Annotated in this window: 24 protein-coding genes and 2 tRNA genes; 14 read left to right on the top strand and 12 right to left on the bottom strand. The window is 31.1% G+C overall.

All coding sequences use genetic code 11. The features are described 5' to 3' along the window. Positions 1–3: 3 nt before the first annotated feature. The 4 genes from LNAT_RS02460 to fdhD all read right to left on the bottom strand — a co-directional run bounded on the left by LNAT_RS02460 (position 4) and on the right by fdhD (position 3,475). Positions 4–1,038: a SufD family Fe-S cluster assembly protein gene (locus LNAT_RS02460; RefSeq protein WP_172413483.1), complete on the bottom strand. Its 1,035-nt coding sequence runs from the start codon at positions 1,036–1,038 to the stop codon at positions 4–6. Continuing rightward, complete coding sequence (locus tag LNAT_RS02455; RefSeq protein WP_096258336.1) at positions 1,028–1,786, bottom strand: ABC transporter ATP-binding protein; 759 nt, start codon at positions 1,784–1,786, stop codon at positions 1,028–1,030. The genes LNAT_RS02460 and LNAT_RS02455 overlap by 11 nt, the downstream gene beginning before the upstream one ends. A gap of 153 nt (positions 1,787–1,939) precedes the next feature. Next, on the bottom strand, positions 1,940–2,677 hold the full coding sequence (locus tag LNAT_RS02450; protein ID WP_096258335.1) for a winged helix-turn-helix domain-containing protein: 738 nt from the start codon (positions 2,675–2,677) through the stop codon (positions 1,940–1,942). A gap of 9 nt (positions 2,678–2,686) precedes the next feature. Further along, positions 2,687–3,475, bottom strand: coding sequence for a formate dehydrogenase accessory sulfurtransferase FdhD (fdhD, locus tag LNAT_RS02445; RefSeq protein ID WP_096258334.1), 789 nt, complete (start codon positions 3,473–3,475; stop codon positions 2,687–2,689). Between the two features lie 244 nt (positions 3,476–3,719). On the opposite strand from fdhD, the gene LNAT_RS02440 reads away from it, so the two are divergent. Genes LNAT_RS02440 through selD form a run of 8 tightly spaced genes read left to right on the top strand, consistent with a single transcriptional unit; the run spans position 3,720 to position 9,786 of the window. Beyond that, positions 3,720–5,033 carry a double-cubane-cluster-containing anaerobic reductase gene (locus LNAT_RS02440; protein ID WP_096258333.1) on the top strand — a complete coding sequence of 438 codons (1,314 nt, stop codon included), beginning with the start codon at positions 3,720–3,722 and terminating at the stop codon, positions 5,031–5,033. Further along, positions 5,033–5,800: an acyl-CoA dehydratase activase gene (locus LNAT_RS02435; RefSeq protein ID WP_096258332.1), complete on the top strand. Its 768-nt coding sequence runs from the start codon at positions 5,033–5,035 to the stop codon at positions 5,798–5,800. The genes LNAT_RS02440 and LNAT_RS02435 overlap by 1 nt, the downstream gene beginning before the upstream one ends. Then, a complete protein-coding gene (gene yedF / locus LNAT_RS02430) occupies positions 5,793–6,383 on the top strand; it encodes a sulfurtransferase-like selenium metabolism protein YedF (RefSeq protein ID WP_096258331.1) in 591 nt (196 codons plus the stop codon). Before LNAT_RS02435 ends, yedF begins: the two co-directional genes overlap by 8 nt. Positions 6,384–6,392: 9 nt before the next feature. Continuing rightward, entirely contained in the window at positions 6,393–7,517 is a 1,125-nt protein-coding gene (locus tag LNAT_RS02425; protein WP_096258330.1) for a transglutaminase domain-containing protein, read from the top strand. Further along, positions 7,517–8,098 (top strand): mercuric transporter MerT family protein, encoded by a 582-nt coding sequence (locus LNAT_RS02420; protein ID WP_096258329.1) that lies wholly within the window; start codon positions 7,517–7,519, stop codon positions 8,096–8,098. Before LNAT_RS02425 ends, LNAT_RS02420 begins: the two co-directional genes overlap by 1 nt. Next, positions 8,099–8,380: a heavy-metal-associated domain-containing protein gene (locus tag LNAT_RS02415; protein WP_096258328.1), complete on the top strand. Its 282-nt coding sequence runs from the start codon at positions 8,099–8,101 to the stop codon at positions 8,378–8,380. It abuts the gene before it with no gap. Beyond that, entirely contained in the window at positions 8,377–8,733 is a 357-nt protein-coding gene (locus LNAT_RS02410; RefSeq protein ID WP_024789905.1) for a DsrE/DsrF/TusD sulfur relay family protein, read from the top strand. The genes LNAT_RS02415 and LNAT_RS02410 overlap by 4 nt, the downstream gene beginning before the upstream one ends. A gap of 9 nt (positions 8,734–8,742) precedes the next feature. Beyond that, on the top strand, positions 8,743–9,786 hold the full coding sequence (gene selD, locus LNAT_RS02405; protein WP_096258327.1) for a selenide, water dikinase SelD: 1,044 nt from the start codon (positions 8,743–8,745) through the stop codon (positions 9,784–9,786). Between the two features lie 181 nt (positions 9,787–9,967). On the opposite strand, the gene selB is transcribed toward selD, so the two are convergent. Next, positions 9,968–11,797, bottom strand: coding sequence for a selenocysteine-specific translation elongation factor (gene selB / locus LNAT_RS02400; RefSeq protein ID WP_096258326.1), 1,830 nt, complete (start codon positions 11,795–11,797; stop codon positions 9,968–9,970). Next, a complete protein-coding gene (selA, locus tag LNAT_RS02395; protein ID WP_096258325.1) occupies positions 11,794–13,143 on the bottom strand; it encodes an L-seryl-tRNA(Sec) selenium transferase in 1,350 nt (449 codons plus the stop codon). Before selA ends, selB begins: the two co-directional genes overlap by 4 nt. Before the next feature lie 62 nt (positions 13,144–13,205). Here selA and LNAT_RS02390 point away from each other — a divergent pair, with 62 nt between their 5' ends. Together LNAT_RS02390 and LNAT_RS02385 are read left to right on the top strand one after the other, a co-directional pair. Next, positions 13,206–13,508 (top strand): NifB/NifX family molybdenum-iron cluster-binding protein, encoded by a 303-nt coding sequence (locus LNAT_RS02390; protein WP_096258324.1) that lies wholly within the window; start codon positions 13,206–13,208, stop codon positions 13,506–13,508. A gap of 84 nt (positions 13,509–13,592) precedes the next feature. Then, positions 13,593–14,462: a YfdX family protein gene (locus tag LNAT_RS02385; RefSeq protein ID WP_096258323.1), complete on the top strand. Its 870-nt coding sequence runs from the start codon at positions 13,593–13,595 to the stop codon at positions 14,460–14,462. A gap of 303 nt (positions 14,463–14,765) precedes the next feature. Here LNAT_RS02385 and LNAT_RS02380 read toward each other — a convergent pair. Next, positions 14,766–14,864, bottom strand: a tRNA-Sec gene (locus LNAT_RS02380). Positions 14,865–14,935: 71 nt separating this feature from the next. Further along, positions 14,936–15,280 carry a hypothetical protein gene (locus tag LNAT_RS02375; protein ID WP_096258322.1) on the bottom strand — a complete coding sequence of 115 codons (345 nt, stop codon included), beginning with the start codon at positions 15,278–15,280 and terminating at the stop codon, positions 14,936–14,938. A 444-nt stretch (positions 15,281–15,724) separates the two neighbouring features. Here LNAT_RS02375 and LNAT_RS02370 point away from each other — a divergent pair, with 444 nt between their 5' ends. From LNAT_RS02370 to LNAT_RS02355, 4 genes are all read left to right on the top strand, one after another. Beyond that, positions 15,725–16,027, top strand: a complete 303-nt coding sequence (locus LNAT_RS02370) for a F0F1 ATP synthase subunit C (RefSeq protein WP_024789899.1) — start codon at positions 15,725–15,727, stop codon at positions 16,025–16,027. A 337-nt stretch (positions 16,028–16,364) separates the two neighbouring features. Continuing rightward, the gene (gene thrS / locus LNAT_RS02365; protein ID WP_096258321.1) at positions 16,365–18,200 is read left to right on the top strand and encodes a threonine--tRNA ligase; all 1,836 of its coding nucleotides are present in this window, start codon (positions 16,365–16,367) and stop codon (positions 18,198–18,200) included. Beyond that, entirely contained in the window at positions 18,197–18,727 is a 531-nt protein-coding gene (gene infC, locus LNAT_RS02360) for a translation initiation factor IF-3 (RefSeq protein ID WP_096258320.1), read from the top strand. The genes thrS and infC overlap by 4 nt, the downstream gene beginning before the upstream one ends. Continuing rightward, complete coding sequence (locus LNAT_RS02355; protein WP_096258319.1) at positions 18,724–19,950, top strand: molybdopterin molybdotransferase MoeA; 1,227 nt, start codon at positions 18,724–18,726, stop codon at positions 19,948–19,950. The genes infC and LNAT_RS02355 overlap by 4 nt, the downstream gene beginning before the upstream one ends. Here the strand turns inward: LNAT_RS02355 and LNAT_RS02350 are convergent. From LNAT_RS02350 to LNAT_RS02335, 4 genes are all read right to left on the bottom strand, one after another. After that, positions 19,943–20,260 (bottom strand): hypothetical protein, encoded by a 318-nt coding sequence (locus tag LNAT_RS02350; protein ID WP_096258318.1) that lies wholly within the window; start codon positions 20,258–20,260, stop codon positions 19,943–19,945. The genes LNAT_RS02355 and LNAT_RS02350 overlap by 8 nt on opposite strands. An 11-nt stretch (positions 20,261–20,271) precedes the next feature. Further along, a complete protein-coding gene (gene mnmH / locus LNAT_RS02345; protein WP_096258317.1) occupies positions 20,272–21,258 on the bottom strand; it encodes a tRNA 2-selenouridine(34) synthase MnmH in 987 nt (328 codons plus the stop codon). Beyond that, positions 21,248–23,284 carry a molybdopterin oxidoreductase family protein gene (locus LNAT_RS02340; protein ID WP_096258316.1) on the bottom strand — a complete coding sequence of 679 codons (2,037 nt, stop codon included), beginning with the start codon at positions 23,282–23,284 and terminating at the stop codon, positions 21,248–21,250. The genes mnmH and LNAT_RS02340 overlap by 11 nt, the downstream gene beginning before the upstream one ends. A gap of 183 nt (positions 23,285–23,467) precedes the next feature. After that, positions 23,468–23,543, bottom strand: a tRNA-Asn gene (locus tag LNAT_RS02335). Positions 23,544–23,634: the final 91 nt, after the last annotated feature.

Genomic DNA, 23,634 nt, shown 5'->3' with positions numbered 1-23,634 from the left:
TTTTTATATAGCGCCTTCAGTAGAAATTCTTTGTATTAAATTTTCAACAGATTTTTGTAAATCCATTGGTAAATCCTGGATTTTATTTTCCAAAAAGCCTTGAATTATAAGAGTTTTTGCACTTTCTTCATCTATTCCCTTAGACATTAAATAAATCAATTCTTCTTCAGATATTTTTCCCACAGCCGCTTCATGGGACAAATCTGTCTGTGAATGCATAGCCTCTAAAGCCGGCATTGAATATATTATTCCGTTGTTATTAAGCAAAAGACCGTCACATTCAATATGCCCTTTTGTATTTTTACCGCGCCCTGAAATACATTCTTTAACAAAACATTTTCCGCCGTTAGAAATAGTTCTGCTTAAAATATCAGCCCTTGCACCTTCTTCATTTAAGAATATTTTATCATTTATATATAAAGTATTATTCTCTTTTGCATAAACAATCGAATTTATTACAGCTACACCGTTTTTTCCAATATTAATAACTAAATTAGATTTATTCTTTTTACCTAAAGTCAAGCCTACATAATTTGAAATAAAAGTTGCATTTTCTCCTACCACTACATTATCTTTTGAAAACGAAGTAATAACATCCGGCCAATTATGAATTTTAGTAAGGGTAAGCGATGCGTTTTTTTTAATAAAATAATGATTAATTCCAACATGTTTTTCTCCGTTTACAGAAGATACACAGCCAGATATTAAATGAACCTTACTGTTTGGTTCTGCTACCAAAACATTATGAATAATCTGCTGTTTATTTTTTTCCATATAAAATCCCGTTTGAATAGGATAATCTATCTCGCTATCAGGCAATACTCTTATAAAATATCCCAATAAATTTTTAGAAACAGATTTTAAATGATTTTTTAACCACGGATATTTTTCAACAGCCTCGCTTAAAGGCATAATTTCTAGTTTTTTATTCAAATTTTTCATTTTGGCAATATCCTCATCAACAACAAGAAAAGAACCTGAACGTTTATTGTCAGAACACTCAAATCCTACTGAAGAGAGAATTTTTTCATTCTCCATTTTTTTTACCTTTACTGAAATATTCATAGCATTTTTTATAGCCAAATTTTTTTATCATGTCTAAAATCTCATAAGGATTGGCAGGTGGGGTAAGTTTTCCATCAACCATTACATGTCCGATATCTATATTTACATACTCCAAAATAATTCCACTGTGAACTATTATTATTGCCGATTTTTCTCTTCTCTCTTTTGGCAAATCTGCTTGTAATAATTTATTTATATAATTTGAAATAATTTTTATATTATCTGCATCAACTCCCGCATCTGGCTCATCCAACAGCAGCAAATCAGGATTTTGCAAAAATAACTGCATAATTTCGGAAGCTTTTATTTCCCCTCCGGAAAATCCGTCATTTACATCTCTTTTTAAGAGTTCATGTAATTTAAGTTCTTTAGCGATATTTTGTATATTTTCTTTAGATCTATTTATAATTTGCAGAAGTTTTTCTAATTTTACCCCTTTTATTGTAGGAGGACGCTGAAAAATTATTCCTATGCCCATTTTTATTCTTTCATACATAGGCAGATTTAATATAGATTTTCCTTTAAAAAGGATATCTCCTTTTACTATTTTAAGATGAGGAAGCCCTATTATACTTCCTAAAAGTGTGGACTTACCAGAACCGTTCCTACCAAATATTACATGTGATTCTCCTTTGGCTATAGATAAATTTATTCCTTTAAGGATTGGTTTATCATTTATATTTACCCATAAATCTTTAATTTCCAATAAATTTTTATTCATTAATATTTCCTTTATGATTAAATATAATCATGAAAAACCATAAAAATAGTAATAATATACATTATACATATAATATTTCTCACTTTTAAAATAAAACATCTAAACATCTCAGATATATAAAAAAAAGAGGAAACATTATTAATATGCATGTAATTAACTATTTTTTTGATGCTTCTTAGGACCTTTTAATTTTTTTAAAAACAACTCTTTAAATCTTTTGTTTGCAAACTCCTGAATTTCATTTTCCAATTCTTTAAAAATTGCAATATATTCTTTTGCTTTAGGAGTTAAGTAGGTGCCGCCTTTTACACCTTTTTCCACAATTACTAATTCGTCATCGAGATTTTTTTGAAGCGTTTTTATATGTGACCATGCTTTTTTATAATTAAGTCCCATTTTTTCAGCAGCTTTTGCAATGGAACCTTCTTTTTCAATCAGTTCCAATATTTCCGTTTTACCTTTTCCAAATAATAAATCACCCTTTTGATTTTCTATCCAAATTTTAGTTTTAATATAAGCACGAGGACGTTTTTTTTCTTTAAACACACCAAGCTCGCAGTAAATCACCTCAAAACCATTATCTTTTATCGCACTTCTTACTTTTTTAAGATTGTATTTTTCGGCTAATTTTCTTGCATCTTTGCAAAAAACCCTTTTTTTATCATCACTTAATTTTTCAAGTTCATCAACAATCTCTTTTTCATAATTGTCTGTAAAATCAAGTTTTCCAAACTGACCAAGTCCGCAGTCGGTTATTCTAACCCCCATTTCATCAGCCGTTTTACCCACGACAATAGGCTCAACACCGGCTTTTTTAGCCACCACATAAGCTTTAGCACAGGTTAATTTATTTTCATCATTTTTATACTTTTCTATTAATTCTTTTACCATTTTTACTCCTTAAACAATCACTCTCTCATCATGGGTATAAACATTCATTTTATCACCCCTAGCAAAACCCACAAGTGTCAAATTAAATTTATCAGCAATTTTAAGCCCGAGACACGTAGTAGCAGTCCTTGAAATTAAAATCGGAATTTTATGCATAACGGCTTTTACAACCATTTCACTACTAAGCCTCCCACTAACCATCATTATACCATTTTGAGGATTAAATCCGTTTATCAGAGCTTTTCCAACCGCTTTATCAATGGTGGAATGCTGGGCTATATCTTCCGCATCAAAATAATTCTTTTCATCAAAATAGATCCTTGCGGTATGCACACATCCTGTTTTTTCATACAAAGGACATGATTTATAAAACTCATCCATCTGTTTTGAAATTTCACTGGCTTTAATCTTAAAATCACTCTCTATTTTTGCAGCATCTATTTTTTCCGGGTCTATATCCAGGTTTGCGCTGATGCTTTTTCCGCATCCGCTGACAATTATACCCTCTTCATTTAGTTTTTTAGCCTTATCTTCATTTATTTTTGCTTTTATATCAACTATAAGTCCATCTTCTTTTAATTTCAAATCATCTATATCATTAACATTTTTTATAATCCCTTCGCTTATCAGATATCCTATTGCCAAGGCTTCCTGGTCAACAGGGGTTGCCATCATTGAGACAATTTTTTCATTATTTACATAAATATCGAGTCTTATTTCCCTAATTAAGGTATCATTGAATCTAAATTTTTTATCACCCTTAATTTTTGTAATTTCAAAATTATATGTAGCATCCATTTAATCTCCTTTAAATGTATTATACAAAAATTAAATCCAAAAAAGTAAAAAAAAATATTAGTAATTAAGCTAACTTTAAGGAAAATATAGTTATAATTTCTACAGCAAGTTCCCAGGGTGGGAAACACATGAAGTCCGCAAAAAACTTCATGATGTACTTCTTTAAAACCTCTACAAAATTTATTGTTTAAAAGGATAAGGCTTATCCTAAGAAAAAAAATAAAAAAATTAAAAAAGGATAAGTATGTCTAAAGATTACACACCTTTATATCAAGAATTAGGTATGGATATAGAAAAACATAATGAATTATTGGCTGCACTTGGTGAAATATATCCCGAATTTTATTTAAAACAGGAAAACAGACCAAAAGCAATGGAATATTTTGATTATGTAATGAGTGAAATACACGGTAAAAGAATAGAAGAGCTTATGGAAAAGAAAAAAGAAGGAAAACCTTTAGTTGGAACTTTTTGTATTTTTGTACCAGAAGAGATAATTGTCGGGGCTGACGGTGCTTGTTATGGTTTATGCGGCGGGGCTGAATTTTCAATTGCAGATGCCGAAAGGGATTTACCAAGAAACATATGTCCTTTAATCAAATCCGCTTACGGGTTTAAAGTCCAAAGAACATGCCCTTATACACAGGCTTCAGATTTTATCTACGGTGAAACAAGCTGCGAGGCAAAGAAAAAAACGTGGGAAATTTTAAATGAAATCCATCCAACCCATGTAATGCATATTCCTCAAATGAAAAGGGAAAAAGAAAAAGAACTATGGAAAAGCGAAATATATGATTTTAAAAAACACATAGAATCAATAATAGGAAGAGAACTGACATTTGAAGAACTTAAAAAAGGAATTGAAATTATCAATAAAAAAAGAGAGGCAATGCAGCGTCTTGACAAACTCAGAGGAATGTATCCTGATGTAGTGCCAATCAGCGGAAAAGACGGACTTTTAATTAATCAAATCTCTTTTTATGACGACCCAGAAAGATTTACGCAAAAAGTTAACGAACTATGTGATGAACTTGAAGAGAGAATAAAAAATAAAGTCTCTGTAGTACCAAAAGACACTCCAAGAATTATGGTAATAGGTACGCCTATGGCGCCTCCAAACTGGAAACTTCACCATATAGTCGAAACAACAGGAGGCGTTATTATAAACGAAGAAGCATGTATCGGTCACAGATACTATAAAGACAATATAGATACACAATGGGCTGAAAATGTTGATGATTTAATGGAAAGAATGCTTGAGAGATACATGAAAATAGACTGTGCATGTTTTACACCGAATGAGGGGAGAATAGACAAAATTATCAAAATGTACAAAGAAAGAGAAGCAGACGGAATCATTTATTATTCACTCTCTTTCTGTCATACATATAATGTTGAATCAAAAAAAGTAATAGACAGACTCCAGGCTGAAAATATACCGATTTTAAGAATTGAATCAGATTATTCAATGGAAGATATGGGCCAGATTAAAACAAGGGTTGAAGCATTTTTAGAAAGCATTTCATTTAAAAAGAATGTGAAATTTAAAGGATTTTAATGTATTACGGAGTTGACATAGGCTCAACCTATACAAAAATTGTGGGAATTGATGAAAACAAAAATATTATAGACATTAAAGTATTAGATACAGTTATAAATCCTGACGAACAGGTAAAAGAGTATTTAAAAGATAAACCAATTGAAACTCTTGTCGCCACTGGGTATGGAAGATACATGATACAAGAAGCATTTGACGTGCCGGTTATAAGTGAAATCAAAGCCCATGCGAAAGGGGCTTATTTTTTCTTTCCAGATGTTAGGACAGTTATTGATTTAGGAGGACAAGACAGCAAGGTAATAAAAGTAACTGAAGGCGGAAATTTTGACAACTTTAAAATGAACGATAAATGCGCAGCCGGGACAGGAAAATTTATAGAAATGGCAGCTGCAAAACTACAGATTCCGCTTGATGAATTTGGAGATTTTTGTAAAAAAGCCAACAAAGTTATACAAATATCTTCAATGTGTGCGGTATTTGCCGAATCTGAGGTAATTTCTCTTATAGCAAAAAAAGAAAAGCCTGAAAATATAGGATACGGAATTATTGATTCAATTGCCAATAGACTTGCGGGAATGGCTAAAAGCATAAGACCGGAAGATAAAGTGGTATTCACAGGAGGAGGCGCTAAAAATTCACTTTTAAAAGAATTGCTTTCAAAAAAACTAAAAAAAGAAATATACACTCCCGAATATCCTCAGATGATGGGGGCATTCGGAGCGGCTTTAAGCGGATATGAAATGTTAAAAGGAGGAATAAATGAATAAAAAAATAGATTGCAGAAATATGGCATGTCCACAACCGGTACTTGAAACAAAAAAAGCATTGGAAAGTATGGATGAAGGAATTTTAGAAGTTTTGGTAAATGCTGTATCATCTGTTCAAAATGTTAAAAGATTTGCAGCAAATCAGGGGCTTGTGGCAGAAGAAGAAAAACTTGACAACGGTGAAACCATAATCAGAATTGTAAAAGGATATGAGTGCAGCATCGCCCCACAAGAAGATGATAGCGACAAATTCTTAGATAAAGTTCTGTTCATAAAAGATGATAAAGTAGGAGAAGGTGAGCTTGGTCATATATTGATGGAGGGATTTTTAAAAACCACACTTGAATTTAATAAACTTCCGGAAATTATAGTATGTGTAAACAGAGGTGTGTTTTTAACTTCAAAAAATGAAAAAACAATAGAAATTCTAAAAGAATTTGAAAAAAGGGGTGTAAAAATCTATTCCTGCGGCGTATGTATGAATTATTACAAAATTCCGCCTGAAGAACTTAAAGTCGGAGAAATTGGAAACGCATACGATACAATGGACTTTTTACTTCACAAAAATACAATAAGTTTATAGGGAAGCAAAATGAAAAGAAGAGAATTTTTAAAAACAGGTGCAGCTTTAGGACTGACGGCATCACTGCCGAGTATTGCAAGTGCTAATGATGAAAAGGTTAGAAGATTCAGAGTTGAATATTATTTCAATATAAAATACGACGAACCGGTTTATCCGGCCAGACTTTGGAACCCTCTTCCATACAACGCACCTTATCAAAAAATAAAATTTTTAAGATTTGGTGGAAATTACAACGATTACGATATAAATAATAAAAATGAATATAATGCAAATACTTTTTATGCCGAGTGGGAAAAATCAGCAATGCCAAAAATTTTGACAATGGAAATGGAAATTGAAACAAAAGACAGAAGCGTTCCTTTAGAACTGATTAAAGAAGCCAGCAAAAAAAATCTGCCGTATCCAAAAGAGGTGCTTAAATATCTAAAACCGACTGCTCATATTCCAACAAACGGGCTTGTTAAAGAAGTGGCGGAACTTATTACCAAAGGTAAAAAAGATAGATTCCAAAAAGTAAAAGCTATTTATTTGTGGTGTACGGCTCACACTTTCAGAAATCCTAAAGTAGTAGGATGTGGAAAAGGTGAAGTTGGGAAAATGATGCAGGAACAAAAACAACCGACTGCCGAATATATTTATAAAAACGGATGGTTTGGAGGAAAATGTACAGATTTAAGCTCACTTTTTACAGCCCTGACAAGAGCGGCGGGGATTCCAGCAAGAGAAGTTTTTGGTATCAGACTTGGAAAAAGCCATTTTGACAAAGCACTTGGAAAAAGCGATAGCAAAGGTTTTGCAAATATTACAACATGGCAGCACTGCAGGGCTGAATATTACATTCCGGGTGCCGGTTGGATACCAACAGATCCGGCGGATGTTACAAAACTTGAATTAGTGGAAAAATATTCTTACGACAATCCAAAAGTGCAAAAATTGGTTAAAAAATATCTTCACTCATGGGAAATGAACTGGGTTGGATTTAACCATGCAAGAGATTTTGTGCTTTATCCAAAACCGGTGCAATATCCTCTTAATATGTTCGGTTATCCATATGCTGAGGTAAATGACGATGTATTAAATTATTACGTACCAAAAAGTTTTGAATATAAAATTACTTCTCAGGAACTGTTTTAATGGTAAAAAAACTGGATTTAAGAAATTTAGCTTGTCCGGAACCTGTACTTAAAACAAAAGAGGCATTAGAAGAAATGGAGGAAGGAATTTTGGAAATAAAACTTAATTCCTTCTCTTCAATCCAAAATGTAAAAAGATTTTTACAAAACCAGGGAATTTATTTTAATGAAAAAAAAGAAGGGAAAAATACAATAATTAACGCCATAAAAGGTTATTCTTGCGAAATTCCGGAAAGTAAAGAATCAAAATCTTTCTGGGCTCTTATAGCTGGTGCCGCAATAACTGCAATTTTGGCAAGCACCTGCTGTTTAGGACCATTATTATTTTTAATTTTTGGAGTGAGTGTCGGAAGTCTTTCGTTTTTACATATTTTTGCACCTTATAGAATTTATTTTACAATTGCGGCCGCTACTATTATTATTTATTTGTGGCTGAATTATTTTTTAAAATTAAGAAAAAGGCCTGTTTGCAGCGGCAGCATTTGCAAAAATTATGTAAAATATTTAAGCATCGGCACAGTCTTTGTATTAATTATGCTAACCTACCCTTTTTGGGCACAATATCTGTTTATGGGAGAGTAAATGAAAAAAATATTTTTAAGTTTAATATTATTAAACTCACTTTTTAGTGCTGAAAAAGTGGCTATTATTCAAGTAAGCGGAATGACTTGTCCTCTGTGCACAACGGCAATAAAAAGAAGTTTAAAAATGACACCTGGAGTTATAAAAGCAAAAGTATTGCTGCATACAAAAACTGCAGCAGTGATTTTTGATAATACAAAAACAACTCCAAAAAAACTTTTACATGCAATAGAAGTTGTGGGTTATAAAGGAAAAATACAACAAATAAAGGAGGTAAAATGAAAATTCTAATTATTTTTAATCATGAGCCATATGATGGAAGCGATGTAGCATGGAACGGACTTAGACTTGCAAAAGTTTTATTTGAAAAAGGAAATGATGTAAGAATTTTTCTAATGAATGACGCAGTGGATATGGCAAGGGACTGTAATAAAAAACCTGAAAATTACGATAACGATTTGGTTGCAATGCTTAAAGAAATGTATCAAAACGGAATAAAACTAAAAGTATGCGGAACTTGTCAGGCAAGATGCGGATTATTTAAAAACGAACCATATTTTGCACCGGAAATAAAAGCCACTATGAAAGATTTAGCAGCCTGGGTAGAAGAAGCAGACAAAGTAATAACATTTTAAAGGAAATATATGCTTAAACTAAACAACAGTGCAAAACTCACAAAATATGTAAGAGCAGCTGGCTGAGCAGGAAAACTGGCTCCGGAGGAGCTAAACAAAGCGACAAAAGTTCTTGATGGCAAAAATGAAAATTTAATAGTCGGATTTGAGGGAAATGAAGATGCAAGTGTATATAAATTAACAGATGATTTAGCACTTGTGCAAACAGCCGATTTTATAACGCCTGTGGTTGACGACCCTTTTGTTTACGGACAGATTGCGGCTGCCAATTCCCTAAGCGATGTGTTTGCAATGGGAGGGGATGTAAAAACTGCCCTTAATCTTGTCGGATTTGACAACTGCCATCACGGAAAAGAAGTTTTAAATGAAATATTAAAAGGCGGGGAAAGTAAAATAAAAGAGTGCGGCGGGGTACTGGCAGGAGGTCATACAATAGAAACACCGGAGATGATTTACGGTCTAAGTGTTACAGGCACAATTCATCCGCAAAAAATAATAAGAAACAACACTTTAAAAAAAGATAATGTAATTATTCTTACAAAACCTCTTGGAATGGGAATTTTAACAACGGCAATAAAAGCCGATTTAGTGGATGAAAACACAGCCGCCGAAGTCGCTGATATTTTAAGAACGCTAAATTATAAACCAAGCCTTATTGCCAGGGAAATTGGCGTAAATGCAATGACTGACGTTACAGGTTTTGGACTTTTGGGACATTTATATGAAATGAGTGCAAATAATTTTACAATAGAGATAGAATTTGAAAATGTACCTTTCTTAAAAGAAGCAATAAATCAGGCCGCTATGGGAATTATACCTGCCGGAAGTTATAATAATCAAATGTTTTTAGAAGGAAAAGTAAAATTTGAAAAAAACTTAAGTTTTGAAGAACAGATGATTTTATTTGACGCACAGACAAGCGGGGGACTTTTAATCAGTATATCTCAGGAAAAAGCGGAAAAACTTTTAAAAAGAATGGAAGATAAAGGAATAAACGCAAAGGCAATAGCAATCGTTAAAGAATTTAAAGAAGTTCCTTTAGTCGTTAAATAAATAAAAAGCTAATGACTAAATAAAGCGAAACAATTGCAAATTTAAGCAGAGAAAAAGCGTTAAAAAAAGTACACTTAACCCGTAGGGCTGCGAAGCTGTTTATACTTTTTAGCTTTTTCGTCGCGAAAAATAATTTGCATTTTTGTTGAGTGCATTTAGTCATTATCAATAATTTTTATTTCTATTTTTTTAAATACCTTTTATTTTCTATTTTTATTATGTCGCCCATATTATCGAGATAATCAAGATAAGCCACGATATATTTTCTGCTCATCGGCATCTCTTCTTTAAATGTTTTAATATCAATATATCCAATTTTTTTTATTATTTCTTTCATTTTTTTAATGGCTAAATTTATATTTTTATCAGTAACAAACAGATTATGGGCAAGTCTTACCACTTTTTTGGCTTTTGTAAGGTTCTTCATAGCCTGGTCGCCCACTTTTCTGTCAATATTTAACTTTTCGTATATATTATAAGGTGCTTCCGGGGTCAACCCTGAATTATCCAAAAGGGTGTATAATCTGTGTTCTACCGATTTTTCAATATTAACGTTTCCTAAATCTTTTCTTTTGTAAATATTTCCCTCTTTTATTAAAAATCCATCTTCTACAAATTCATTTAAAACAGTTTCTATCAGTTTTTCACTCGCCCATTTTAACCTCAGCTTAAGCGATGCAGGAGATAAAAATGCAAATTTGTTTTTTTCATATGTTTCTTTAATTACATTTTCTATTTCTTTTTTTACATCAAGAGAAAAAACATTGTAATTTTCCTCATCAATAAATACATTTTTTAATGTTTTTGCAATTCCTAAAGCTTCATCAGGCGAAAAATTAAATCTTTGATAACTTTGAATTAGGCCAAATCCTCGTTTGTGATTTTCCACCAAAATAGAAAACGCAGTTTGAAAATCTTTTTTATGTAATGCTTTTAAAAGTTCCAATTTTTTATTTTTCTTAATAGGGTCGCTTATAGGATTTAGCACTTCTCCTCCCCCTACTACCCTACCTTTGTAAAGAACTACAAAAGGATCGCCATAAACTAAAAATGCTTTTTCTTCAAGTTTAATTGTTGCAAATCCTTCTTTTGCATTTTGATCAAACATCAAAATTTTTGCAGGTATTCTTTTTGCCCCGCTAATAAATAAAACTTCCATATTGTGCTTAATTTCTTTACCTTCTACCGGAGCAATATACACATCTATTAATTTAAATCCCCTGAGGTAACCTTTCGTACTTAGTAAATATCCTTTTTTAAGTTCATTGTGGGAAATATTAAGATTAATTGCAAGTCTTTGGTGTGTATGGGCTTCGGCTACATTTTCACCGTGTACCTGCAAATTTTTAACTGTTGTGATAGTTCCCGTTTCATTAACATAAACTTTATCTTTAAGCCTTATTTTACCGCTCAAAACCGTTCCCGTTACAACAGTACCTATACCTTTTAGGGAAAACACCCTGTCTATATAATATCTGAAAAACTTAGAATGGGTTATGTTTCTTGGAGGCAGATTAAAAAGATAATTTTTAAGATTTTCTATGGTTTCCGGCATTTTGGTTGAAGTTGGAATAATATCAAGCAGTTTTAAATTTTTAAATTTAGCTATTAAATCTTTTATCTCTTTTTTTCTTTTTTCAATAATCTCTTCGCTTGCTAAATCTATTTTTGTCAAAGCCACAATAATGTTTTTTACTTTTAAAATATCCAAAACTTCCAAATGCTCTATGGTTTGAGGCATAATACCCTCATTTGCATCAATTGCAAAAAGAGTTGCATCAAATCCGAACGCACCGCTAATCATATTTTTTACAAGCTTTTCATGACCCGGTACGTCAATAAACGCAACATTTACATCCCCTCTTTTCATATTTGTAAAACTCAGATCAATCGTAATTCCTCTTTCTTTTTCTTCTTTTAGCTCATCCCCGTTATATCCTGTCATTGCTTCAATCAAAGATGTTTTTCCGTGGTCTACATGTCCTGCGGTTCCGATAATTATATTCCTCATTTTTTCACCTCACAGCTTATTAATTCGTTTATAATACTAGCTAGTTTTTCTATTTCATCATCCTGAATTGTTCTCATATCCAAAACAAAACGGTCATTTTCTATTCTGCCGATAACCAGTTTTTCCCTAAATTTTCTCTCCCAACTAAGGGCATTTCCCTCAATTTCAATCACCACTGTAGGTATTTCCTTATTTGGCATCGTTCCTCCGCCTACATAAGTCTTTGATTCTTTTATATTAGCCCTTAAGCTCGGAGTTAGAGAAAGTATTTTTTTTGCCTTTTGTTTAAGAGTATCTATTGAAGTAAAAATCTGCTTTAGGGTTGGAATTTTTTCATATTCTTTTTTAATATATGCAAGTGTCGTGGCTTGGATCAAAGAAAGTGTAATTTTATCCACCCTGAACATTCTTAATATCTGATTTTTTTTGAGTTTATTGATTAATTCTTTTTTACCAATAATTATTCCCGCCTGAACACCTCCGAAAAGTTTATCTCCGCTGAAACTCACAAGTGAGGGGGATAGTTTCATAATATCATTGATAGATGGTTCAGTATTTGAAAGTCCGTAAGGAAGCTTTGGAATGTAAGCACTTCCCAAATCATAATAATCAAGAAGATTATATTTACGGGAAAGCTTGATAATTTCATCAATATAAACTTCTTCGGTAAATCCTTCTATAGTATAGTTTGATTTATGAACTTTCATAAGCATTGCTGTATTTTCATTAATAGACTCTTCATAATCTTTGAGTTTAGTTTTATTGGTAGTACCGATTTCCACAAGTTTTGCACCGCTTGCTTTCATAACCTCAGGCACCCTGAAACTTCCGCCTATTTCAACAAGCTCTCCCCTTGATACCACAACTTCCCTCTCTTTTGCAAAAGTATTTAATATCAAAAACACGGCTGCTGCGTTATTGTTTACTATCAGAGCATCTTCACAATTAAATAAAAAACTTAAATGTTTTGCACTGTGATGATACCTGTCCCCCCTTTTGCCTTTATTTAAATCATATTCCAAATTGCAATAATGTGTACTGACTTTTTTGGCCGCGTTAAAAATTTCTTCGTCAATCAAACTTCTGCCAAGATTTGTATGAATTGTCACACCTGTGGCATTAATTACATTGATTAAAGAAGGAGAAAGTATATCATCTGCCTTTTTTACAATATTATTAATTATTTTTTCTTCATCAATTTTATCAATTTGACTGTTTTTTATTTTTTCCCTTAATTCATCCAAAACTGAATGTATTGAATAAATCAAAACATTTTCCGGAATATCCTGAAGATTTTTATTTTTTAAAAGTTTATCTACTTTTGGAATTTGTCTAAACAGATTCATTTTTTCCCTTTGTTAAATACCGCCGGTATTTTTGTTAATATTTTAACAAAAAAAGGATTATTATGAAAATAATAATAACAAGTGACGGAGAATGGATGAATTCAAAATTCTGCCCGCATTTTGAAGAATGCAAATATATAATTCTTTATGATACTAAAACAAAAGAATACTCTTCCATGAAATCACCTGCATACCAGACAAAAGATAAAAACAAATTAATAAGTTTCTTAAAAGCAATTTTTATGAAAAATATAATAACCGGCAAAGATATAGATGACAAATATTTCAAAATATATATACCTCAAAAAAAAGAGGCAACCATTGAAGAAGTTCTAATAGAATTTTTAGAAAGTTTAAATATATAGTAATAAAAAACATTGACAACGATAGACTAATAATATATAATTTTAAACGAATTAAAAATTTTAAAAACTTTTTAGGAGGGACAAATGAAAAAAATTCTAACATCAGTAGCTTTGGCATCACTAATAATTACAACATCATTGGCAGCTGATGCAAAAACAAATCAGGTAAGTAAAAATGCTGTAATTAAAGCTGAAAAAAAGGCTCAAAACACAGAACTTATCAGTGAAGCGGTAAAAGCAATTCAATATACTCAGGATGCATTAGTTTATTTAAACGGTAAAAATATAAAAAAAGCAAAAGAATCTATCAAAAAAGCAATAGGAGAATTAAGCGATTTGTTAAATAAACCAAATACACCGTATTTGTTACCGGTAGATGTACAAATTAATGCTTATCAATTTGAAGGTGATGTAAAAGATGTGGCAAAATTAGTAAATGAAGCTAAATTTTTAGTTGCTGAGAATAAATTACCAGAAGCTAGAGAAATCCTAAATTCATTAAGAAGCGAAATTATTATAAATACAATTAATCTGCCAATAGCCACATATCCGGCTGCACTTAATCTGGCGTTAAAATATATAAATGAAAACAAAGTAAAAGAAGCGGAAGATGTTTTAGCCATGGCTTTATCTACTTTGGTTGAAACTAAAACAATTATTCCAATCCCATTAATTAAAGCTCAGGCTCTTGTTGCTAAAGCACAGGAAAGTGTTAAAAAAGACAAAAAACAGGCTTTAAAATATTTAGATGAAGCAAAACATCAGTTAGTACTTGCCGAAACTCTCGGATATACAAGTAAAAGTGACACAACATACAAAATGTTAAAAGATGAAATTACTAAACTTGAAAGTGAAATTAAAAAAGGTCATAAAACAGGAAGTATTTTTGAAGACTTACTCAAAAAAATTAAAGAATTCAAAGAAAAAGCTATCAAAACTATTCATCAACAATAAACTTCCCTTTTCTTTTTTTACCTGTTTAACATTGATGTTTAATATAGTGCCAGTCACCAATATAAAACCAAAAAGATTTATTTAGCATCCTTATATATAATAAAATACTTATATCTTTTATCATAATCCGCCAATATTATTGTTAGATTATTTTTATTAATGTTTTATACTATTAATAAAAGAATAGCATACTTCTCAATTTTTTTAAAAACATTAATATTTCATTTAATACAATAAATTATTAGTTAGAAAAATTTATTAAACAAATAAATTTAAATTATAAATTGGATAAATAAGAAGTTTTGGCGGAAGGGGGAAGGAATCGAACCTTCCGGGCAAGTAGTCACCTACCGCCCCATCGGGTTTGAAGCCCGAGGTGTCCACCAGGATCACATCCCCTCCATATGAGGATAAAATTATATCAAAATAATTAAAAAAATAGTAAGGCTTCACCGAAGCCCTGTTAAGCGTTATCAGCCAGCTGGAATTTTACCGTTAACCATTCCTACTAAAAAGTCTTTTAAATCGTTAAGTTTGTGTTTTTTAGCGATTTTTTCAATAGCTTTTGCAGCTTTTTTTTGACCTTTTTTTTCTAATAGGCTAATTAACGGTTTTGCATTATCTTTGAATAATGCATTAATGTCATCAGGTGTTTTAGCACCAATTATTTTAAGAAAATCGGTACCTTTAACATGTGAAGCTCTTTTCACATATTTTTCATAATATTTGTACCCTTTATTGTAATCAGCAAATGCCATTGTTGCTGTGACACTTGCAAGTAGCGCTCCAGCTACTAACATTTTTGCTAAGCGTCTCATGATTGCTCCTTTATTTTTTATGTGTGCATTCATTAACCTAATGAATACACATTCAAGTTGTAATTATACAGCTCAAAGCTTAAACAAAGCTTAAGATAAGTTAAACTTATCTTTAATAATTATATCACAAATATAATATAAAAACAATCTTTTTTATTTCCATCATTACATTATAATTTTTTGTTAACATTTTTGCACACCTTTTATAATCGGCATTAATGAAAAAATAACTGCAGTTTTCACAAATAAAAAACATTAAAAAATTGTTCATAGTTTTTTTGAAATATTAAAAAATTTAATCCTTTATTAAGATATTCAACCAATATCCAACAATCAATAACTTGCAAAAAAATTAATTTTTATTTATAATTTCATTGCGCTATGTGATAAGTAGGGATACGCAAGCCGAACGGGCATAGCGTAATAAAATATTAGGAGAAAAATATGAAAAAAATCGCTCTTTTAATGGCAGGATTTTTAGCATTCGCATTTGCAGGTGATTCTACTATGATTCAAGCTTACAGCGTAGTAGCTGCTGTTGTAGGTCTAGGACTTGCAGCTCTTGGTGGTGCAATCGGGATGGGACACACTGCGGCTGCAACTATTGCTGGTACTGCAAGAAACCCTCAACTTGGTGGTAAATTAATGGGTACAATGTTCATCGCATTAGCGATGATCGAAGCACAAGTTATTTATGCGCTAGTTCTTGCATTAATCGCACTTTATGCAAATCCTTTCTTAGGATAATCCCTTTTTTTGGGATTTTTTCCTTTTTAAACAATCAAACTCTCTGACACTTTTATTTAATTAAAATATGTACTTTAGAATAGTGAATGAATTTCAAAACATTTAATTAAAATTTTTCATTCACAATTTTTCTCTTTGCATTTTTAATTTTTCCGTTCTCCTTTGCACATTTTTAATTATTTTTTTGTTGACATTAAAACTTAATTAAGTTAAAATTCACCTAAAAAAGGATTAAATTACTTGAAAATTAATAGACAATATAAAATTACAAAATTAGGAATTTACATTTGACTTCTATTTTGCTACACTCTCTTCAAAAAATTTCAAAAGGATTTTTATGCATAATGATATAATCGCCTATAAATATAATGATAAAATTATTGATACACAAACAGCCGAAGAATTAGGTATTGAAAATGCCGAACCTGTTTTTTTTGACAATTCCCCTGAAGCTCTTGAAATAATAAGACACTCTGCCGCTCACCTTATGGCCCAGGCTATAAAAGAACTCTATCCCGATGCAAAATTTTATGTAGGACCTACAATAGAAAACGGATTTTATTATGATTTAAAAACAAAAGAAACTATTACAGACAAAGATTTGAAAAACATTGAAAAAAAAATGAAAGCCCTTGCAAAGAAAAAAATTCCTATTGAAAAATACTATATTTCAAAACAAGAGGCAAGGGAAAAATTTAAAGATGACGAACTAAAACAGGCAGTTCTTGATATGATTGACGAAGATAAAGTTTCAATTTATAAACAGGGCGATTTTGAAGACCTTTGCCGTGGACCTCACGTGCCTAATACAAAATATCTTCAAAATGTAAAACTTCAAAAAGTTGCCGGCGCCTATCTTGGAGGTGACAGTCAAAATGAAATGTTGACAAGGATTTACGGTACTGCATTTGCCACAAAAGAAGCATTGCAGGAATATCTTAAAATGCTTGAAGAAGCAAAAAAAAGAGACCACAGAAAACTTGGAACTGAACTTGAACTTTGGATGTTTGATGAGGAAATCGGTGCAGGTATGCCTATATGGCTCCCAAAAGGTGCGCTTTTAAGAGGTAACCTTGAAAAACTGCTTTATTCTGCTCACATAAGAAGGAATTATCTGCCGGTACGTGGACCCGAACTTTTAAGAAGCCATATGTGGAAAATTTCTGGGCATTATTATAACTACAAAGAAAATATGTATTTTACAGAAATTGAAAACGACGATCCAAACAAACCTGCGGAAGAATACGGCATTAAACCTATGAACTGTTTAGCCCATGTTAAAATATTCGGACATAAAGTAAGAAGTTATAAAGAACTTCCACTTAGATTTTTTGAATTTGGAACGGTTCACAGACATGAAAAATCAGGTGTATTACATGGACTACTTAGAGTTAGAGAATTTACCCAGGATGATGCCCATATTTTCTGCAGACCAGACCAGATTGAAGATGAAGTTATAAAAGTTTTGGAATTTGTTGATTCTATAATGCAAAGATTTGGATTTACTTATGAAATGGAAATTTCAACAAGACCTGAAAAATCAATCGGAAGCGATGAAATCTGGGAAAAAGCAACCGAGGCTCTAAAAGGGGCGCTAAACAGACTTAATAGAGAATATGGTATTGACGAAGGCGGTGGAGCCTTTTACGGGCCAAAAATTGATATAAAAATTACTGATGCAATAGGCAGAAAATGGCAGTGCGGAACTATTCAGGTTGATTTTAACCTGCCTGAAAGATTTGATATTACATATATTAATGAAAATAATGAAAAAGCCCGTCCAGTAATGATTCACAGAGCCATAATCGGAAGTTTTGAAAGGTTTATTGCCATTCTCACAGAACATTACGCAGCAGAATTTCCAACATTTATAGCTCCAATTAAAGCTATATTTGTTCCGATTAATGAAAAACACGTAAATTATGCTAAAGAAATTCAAAAAGAATTATTAGAAGACGATATAGTAACTGAAATTTATGACAGTAACGATTCGCTAAACAAAAGAATCAGAAATGCTGAAAAACAAAGAGTAGGATATGTAGTAATCGTAGGTGATGAAGAGGTAGAAAATAATTTAGTTGCTATTAGAGACAGAAAAAAAAGAGAACAATACAAAATGACAAAAGGAGAATTTGTGGAAATGATTAAAAAATTATGCGAGGTTAAACTATGAGTAAAGATAAAGTGTTATTAAATGAAGAAATTATAGATTTTACAGACAGAGTAAGATTTGTAGATACTGAAGGAGAGCCAAAAATAATTGATTCAGCTAAAGCACTTGAAATCGCTTATAACAAAGGGCTTGATTTAGTATGTGTTGCCCCAAATGCAAATCCGCCTGTTGCCAAAGCAATGGATTATGGAAAATACAAATATGAACAGGAAAGAAAGAAAAAAGAAGCCAAGAAAAAACAGGTTAAAATCGAAGTAAAAGAAGTTAAATTTACAAGTAAAATCCAGGATAACGATATAAACTATAAAGTAAAACATGTTAAAGATTTCCTTGAAAAAGGTAAACATGTAAAATTAAGAGTATTTTTAAGAGGCAGGGAACTTGCAACACCTGAGAAAGGTTTTGAGGTAATAAACAGGGTTTGGGATATGGTAAAAGATGTTGCAGAAAAACAGGGAGAACCAAAATTAGAAGGAAATTATATAAATTTATTAGTAACCCCTATTAAGAAAAAAAAGAAAAAATGATTCTAAATAACATTTCTTATAAAGAAGCTTTGGAAATTTCATTAAAAGAAGCTTCTTTTTTATCTTCTAAAAATATATTTATAAATGAAGCTTTGGGATATTTTTTAGCCCAGGATATTAAAGCTACCAAAAACAACCCATCTTTTGACAATTCCGCAATGGACGGATTCGGATTTAAACACTCAGGTAGTAAAAAATTAAAAATAATAAAAGCAATTTATGCCGGTGACAAATTTGAAGACTTTGACATAAAAGAAGAGAATTGCGTCAAAATTATGACCGGGGCAAAAATACCAAAAAATGTAGATACTGTAATTCCTATTGAAAAGTGTTTAAAAGTAACAGATGAATATATTGAAATTCCCGAAATAAAAAAAGGTGCAAATGTAAGAAAACAGGGCGAAGATATAAAAAAAGGAGAAATTTTAGTAAAAAAAGGCGAAGAAATAACACCTGAAATCATAGCTCTTCTTGCAAGTCAGGGAATTACTAATGTAACTGTTTATAAGAAACCATCAATTGCAATCCTCTCAAGCGGTAATGAATTAAAAGAACCTTACGAAAAAGCAGATGAAGACGAAATATATAATATAAACTCTTATTCTATTTATTCACTTTTAAAACAATACAATTTTGATACAGATATTATAGGTATTGCAGAAGATTCGTATGAAGATACATTAAATAAAATAAAAAATATATTAAATTCTTATGACGTAATTATCACAAGCGGCGGAATAAGTTTTGGTGAAAAAGATTATATGTTTGAAATTTTTAAAAATTTAGGATTAAAAGAATTTTTTCACGGTATTTTAGTAAAACCGGGACGCCCTACAATGATAGGGAAAATAGGCAAAAAATTTGTTTTTGCAATGCCAGGAAATCCACTAAGCAGCTTTTTAAATATGTTCTGTATAGGAATACCTGTTTTAAGAAAAATAAGCGGAGCCAAAAATTATTATCACCAAACTTATTTAGCAAAAAACATAAACGATTTTAAAGTAAATTCTAAAAAAGACCATACCGCACTTGGATTTTATGAAAACGGGCAATGGGAAGTATATAATAACTACAAATACGGCTCCGGTATGTTAAAACCCCTCATTAAATCAAATTCTGTGGCTATTATTCAAAAAGGAAATGAAATAATTACAAAAGATACAATTTTAAAAATCATACCTTTTGTAAATCAGTTCAGCAATAAAAACAATATGTTTAATTAACCTTTTTTATATAAAAAACATTTTCTTTTACTTTTTCCAAAATTACGTTATATTTTTTAGCCCATTTTTCAATAATTTCTTTTGCTTCTTCCAATAATTCCCCGCTGTTTTCAACTTTTATTTTTAAATGCGGCACTGAATTTGAAAAAGCAATAAATCCGTTTAAATGTTTTAATTTATCATTTAAAGAAACCAAATGATTTTTAATTTTTTCAAAATTTGGAGTGTTCTGTTTTACTGCATTAAGTTCTTTTAAATTATCTTCACTGTATCCAAGTTGTTTTAAAAGTCCTAAATTTTCTATTTTCATAAATCTCCTTTTTAAAAAATTTTAACAAATTTTTCTTTTATTTCTTTTATTTTTTTTAAAGTTTCTTCTAAATTATTATTTAATATAAAATAATCAGCATCTTTTTTCTTATATACTTTGTCATAATAATCCACAAGCAAAATTTTGGCAACAGTTTTTAAGTTGCCTTTTTCAAAATTATAAAGTATTTCATCATAGCTTTCATTTGATATATATTTTTTTATTTTATTTAAATTATTAACAAATTCATTTTTATCAATATCTCCGTAATATTTCAAAATCCTTTCAATTCTGTCATCCAGAGGCGCATTTATTTCTATCTGGGGTGATGATTTTATTTTTTTTGTCAAATTTCCGGGGAGCAGTAAATTTCCAATCCTTGAACTCTCAGCCTCTATAAAAACATAATCGTTTTTGTCTATTTTCCTTAATTTTTCAAAAATCATATTTTCAAACATTTTTTGAGAGGGCTGCTCTCCCCTTGCACCAAAAGAACTGCCGTAATGATTGGCAAAACCTTCCAGATCAAGGCTAGGGGTTAAATTTTGCAGTAATTCACTTTTACCACAGCCGCTAGGACCCCTAAGTACCAAAAAATTATGCTCTATATTTTGTAAATAATTAGTAACATATTTTCTATATCCCTTGTAACCTTTGTTCAATCTGTAAACATCATATCCAAGCTGTCTTAAAATAGTATAAAAAGATTCGGACCTCTTTCCTCCCCTTGCACAGTAAATAAGAATTTTTTTATTTTCAAAATCATTGTTTGCAAGATGATGGGAAATATTTTTTAAGATATAAATAACCCCTTTTTTATTAGCGGCTTTTTTTGAAACCTGCTTGTATAAATACCCTACTTCGTGATGTTCCTCATCATTTAACACATAAAGATTTATACTTCCAGGAATATGTGACTCTTCAAATTCTTTCGGGCTTCTGACATCAATAATAACATCAAAATCAGTTTTTAAATAATCCTCCATATCAATCAACATTTATTATTTCCACCTCCACTGCTTTAAATCTAGCTGTTTTTACTTTATGGTCGTGAGCGTCTCCAAAAAGATAATTTATTTTATTTTTTGCAAAATGAAAAGTTGTAAAAAGAGTATAAGGTCTGACAGATTCACTAAATTTTACTTTAACTGGAGCACTTTCTCCATAAACTGATTTTAATTTGACAAATTCTCCTATTTCATTTTTGTGAATTGGATTAACAAGTAATATATCATCACCGTATCTTTTTGAAAGTTTATCTGAATGTTTTGTCTGGGCTGCATTGTTATACTGTGGCAATGCCCTGCCTGTATTTAACCACCATCTTTTTTTATTTTCTACCAAATCTTTAACTTCTCCTCTTAAATGATATTTATGATAATGAAAATGCCCTTTTCCATCAGGTGTTGAAAAATTTTGGGTATGTAAAATTGGAGAATCATTTCCATTTTTGTCTATTGGCCATTGAAGAGATTTTTCTTTTAATCTCTCATATGTGGCACCCTCAAATCTCTTTACTTCTTTTCTAACTACTTCAAATACTTCTTCACTGGAACTAAAATTAAATATATTATCAAATCTATTTGCTATTTTTTGCAATATTTCCCAATCATCCGGCAAATCGGATTCAATTAAAGGGTTTGAGAGATGAAGTCTTCGCTCGGCATTTATATAAACTCCGCTCTTTTCATATGCACTTTTTACGCCAAATACAATATCAGCTTTTTTTGTAATTTCATTTTCCATTACTTCCAAAACTGCTAAAAATTCTAAATTTTCAAAAGCTTTTTTAATTTTATTTTGATTCGGATGAATGTGTAAAATATCTTCCCCCATATTCACAAGTGCTTTTATTTTACCTTTTAACATCTCTTCAATTACATCAGGTGTCATTAATCCTATTTCTTCAGGTATTTGATAATCCGGCCCATAATATGGAAGACATCCCACATCACACGCACCTTGGACATTATTTTGCCCCCTAAGAGGTAAAACTCCAGCCCCATTTTTACCTATATTACCTGTAAGCATTGCCAGATTACTTATGGCGTTAACTGCCTCTGTTCCGTCAATATGTTCTGTAACCCCAAGCCCCCAGACAAAAATTGTTTTTTTAGTAATAATTTTCGCTATTTCTTCAATCTTGGTTTTTATCTGTTTAAACCCGTTTAATTTTTCAAAAAAATGCTTATCATATTTATCGTGAAGTAATAAGTTTTTATAATCTTCAAACTTAACACATCTATTTTTTATAAATTCTTCATCTATTAGATTATTTTCAATTAACTCTTTTGCAATTGCATTTAAAAATAAAAGATTTGATTCAAATGGTAAAATAACCTTAATATCGGCAAATTTCATAACAGGAATTTCTCTAACATCAGCAATTATTATTTTAGCACCTCTTTTTTTTGCTTTTATAATTCTGCTTGCAACCATCGGGTGTGCTTCTGTGGTGTTAGAACCAATTATAAAAATAACCTCCGTATCAAAAATGGCATCAAAATCCACACTGCTTGCCCCCTCACCTATACTCATTTTAAGACCGCTCAGACTCGGACCGTGACAAACCCTCGCACAGTTGTCTATATGTGGTGTTTTTAAAACTTTTCTAGCAAAATGCTGAAAAAACCAGGCACTTTCAATACTTGTCCTAGCACCTCCAATGCAGGCAATTGAATGAGAAGAAAAATTTTTTATAATTTCTTTGAGTTTCCAAGCAGTTATATCAACAGCTAAACTCAAAGGCGCTTCATAAAAATTTTCATTGTAAGGAGTTAAGTTGGCAAGTCTTACCTGAAGCTCAAGCGGCATATTAGGAGCATTTTTTTTAATAAATTTATAGTTAATTAAATGTTTTTTAAGCCTATTGTTTAAAAATTCAAACCCATATCTTCCTTTTATACAAAGTTCACCACCACTTGAAATACCGTCTTTAACAGGTTTTATTTTTACTATTTTATCATCTTGAATTTTGGCATCTATTTCACACCCCACACCGCAATATGTGCAAACAGATTTCATTAAAAGCCTTTTTTGGATTTAATATATCTTATTTTAAGGATTTTTGCAAGAAAAGGATATATTAAATTAAAAATATAAAATGAAAAGTGAAAAATAAAAAAATTAATAAAAACTATTTCAATCAGTGCCAGGCACTATATAAAACAAATTTTAATTTTACATTTTAAACTTTTCACTGATAAGTGGCTCCGGCGAGAGGACTCGAACCTCTGACCCGACGGTTAACAGCCGTCTGCTCTACCGACTGAGCTACGCCGGAATGTTTGCGGATTGAAATTATAAGAAAAAAAATTTATAATGTCAAGAAAATATACTGAGCTAATAATAAAAATAAAATATTAATGAAAATA

The organism is Lebetimonas natsushimae, assembly GCF_002335445.1.
Taxonomy (GTDB): Bacteria; Campylobacterota; Campylobacteria; order Campylobacterales; family Nautiliaceae; genus Lebetimonas; species Lebetimonas natsushimae.
This window is presented reverse-complemented; position numbering and strand designations above follow the sequence as displayed.

What these genes read in the sequence shown, in the direction of transcription:
- LNAT_RS02440 (WP_096258333.1), top strand. Translation starts at nt 3,720, where the DNA reads ATGTCTAAAGATTACACACCTTTATATCAAGAATTAGGTATGGATATA.
- LNAT_RS02385 (WP_096258323.1), top strand. Translation starts at nt 13,593, where the DNA reads ATGAAAAAAATTCTAACATCAGTAGCTTTGGCATCACTAATAATTACA.
- fdhD (WP_096258334.1), bottom strand. Translation starts at nt 3,475, where the DNA reads ATGGATGCTACATATAATTTTGAAATTACAAAAATTAAGGGTGATAAA.
- LNAT_RS02390 (WP_096258324.1), top strand. Translation starts at nt 13,206, where the DNA reads ATGAAAATAATAATAACAAGTGACGGAGAATGGATGAATTCAAAATTC.
- LNAT_RS02435 (WP_096258332.1), top strand. Translation starts at nt 5,033, where the DNA reads ATGTATTACGGAGTTGACATAGGCTCAACCTATACAAAAATTGTGGGA.
- LNAT_RS02450 (WP_096258335.1), bottom strand. Translation starts at nt 2,677, where the DNA reads ATGGTAAAAGAATTAATAGAAAAGTATAAAAATGATGAAAATAAATTA.
- LNAT_RS02415 (WP_096258328.1), top strand. Translation starts at nt 8,099, where the DNA reads ATGAAAAAAATATTTTTAAGTTTAATATTATTAAACTCACTTTTTAGT.
- LNAT_RS02420 (WP_096258329.1), top strand. Translation starts at nt 7,517, where the DNA reads ATGGTAAAAAAACTGGATTTAAGAAATTTAGCTTGTCCGGAACCTGTA.
- LNAT_RS02410 (WP_024789905.1), top strand. Translation starts at nt 8,377, where the DNA reads ATGAAAATTCTAATTATTTTTAATCATGAGCCATATGATGGAAGCGAT.
- thrS (WP_096258321.1), top strand. Translation starts at nt 16,365, where the DNA reads ATGCATAATGATATAATCGCCTATAAATATAATGATAAAATTATTGAT.
- mnmH (WP_096258317.1), bottom strand. Translation starts at nt 21,258, where the DNA reads ATGTTGATTGATATGGAGGATTATTTAAAAACTGATTTTGATGTTATT.
- selA (WP_096258325.1), bottom strand. Translation starts at nt 13,143, where the DNA reads ATGAATCTGTTTAGACAAATTCCAAAAGTAGATAAACTTTTAAAAAAT.
- LNAT_RS02350 (WP_096258318.1), bottom strand. Translation starts at nt 20,260, where the DNA reads ATGAAAATAGAAAATTTAGGACTTTTAAAACAACTTGGATACAGTGAA.
- LNAT_RS02460 (WP_172413483.1), bottom strand. Translation starts at nt 1,038, where the DNA reads ATGGAGAATGAAAAAATTCTCTCTTCAGTAGGATTTGAGTGTTCTGAC.
- LNAT_RS02370 (WP_024789899.1), top strand. Translation starts at nt 15,725, where the DNA reads ATGAAAAAAATCGCTCTTTTAATGGCAGGATTTTTAGCATTCGCATTT.
- LNAT_RS02340 (WP_096258316.1), bottom strand. Translation starts at nt 23,284, where the DNA reads ATGAAATCTGTTTGCACATATTGCGGTGTGGGGTGTGAAATAGATGCC.
- LNAT_RS02355 (WP_096258319.1), top strand. Translation starts at nt 18,724, where the DNA reads ATGATTCTAAATAACATTTCTTATAAAGAAGCTTTGGAAATTTCATTA.
- yedF (WP_096258331.1), top strand. Translation starts at nt 5,793, where the DNA reads ATGAATAAAAAAATAGATTGCAGAAATATGGCATGTCCACAACCGGTA.
- selB (WP_096258326.1), bottom strand. Translation starts at nt 11,797, where the DNA reads ATGAGGAATATAATTATCGGAACCGCAGGACATGTAGACCACGGAAAA.
- LNAT_RS02375 (WP_096258322.1), bottom strand. Translation starts at nt 15,280, where the DNA reads ATGAGACGCTTAGCAAAAATGTTAGTAGCTGGAGCGCTACTTGCAAGT.
- LNAT_RS02425 (WP_096258330.1), top strand. Translation starts at nt 6,393, where the DNA reads ATGAAAAGAAGAGAATTTTTAAAAACAGGTGCAGCTTTAGGACTGACG.
- infC (WP_096258320.1), top strand. Translation starts at nt 18,197, where the DNA reads ATGAGTAAAGATAAAGTGTTATTAAATGAAGAAATTATAGATTTTACA.
- LNAT_RS02455 (WP_096258336.1), bottom strand. Translation starts at nt 1,786, where the DNA reads ATGAATAAAAATTTATTGGAAATTAAAGATTTATGGGTAAATATAAAT.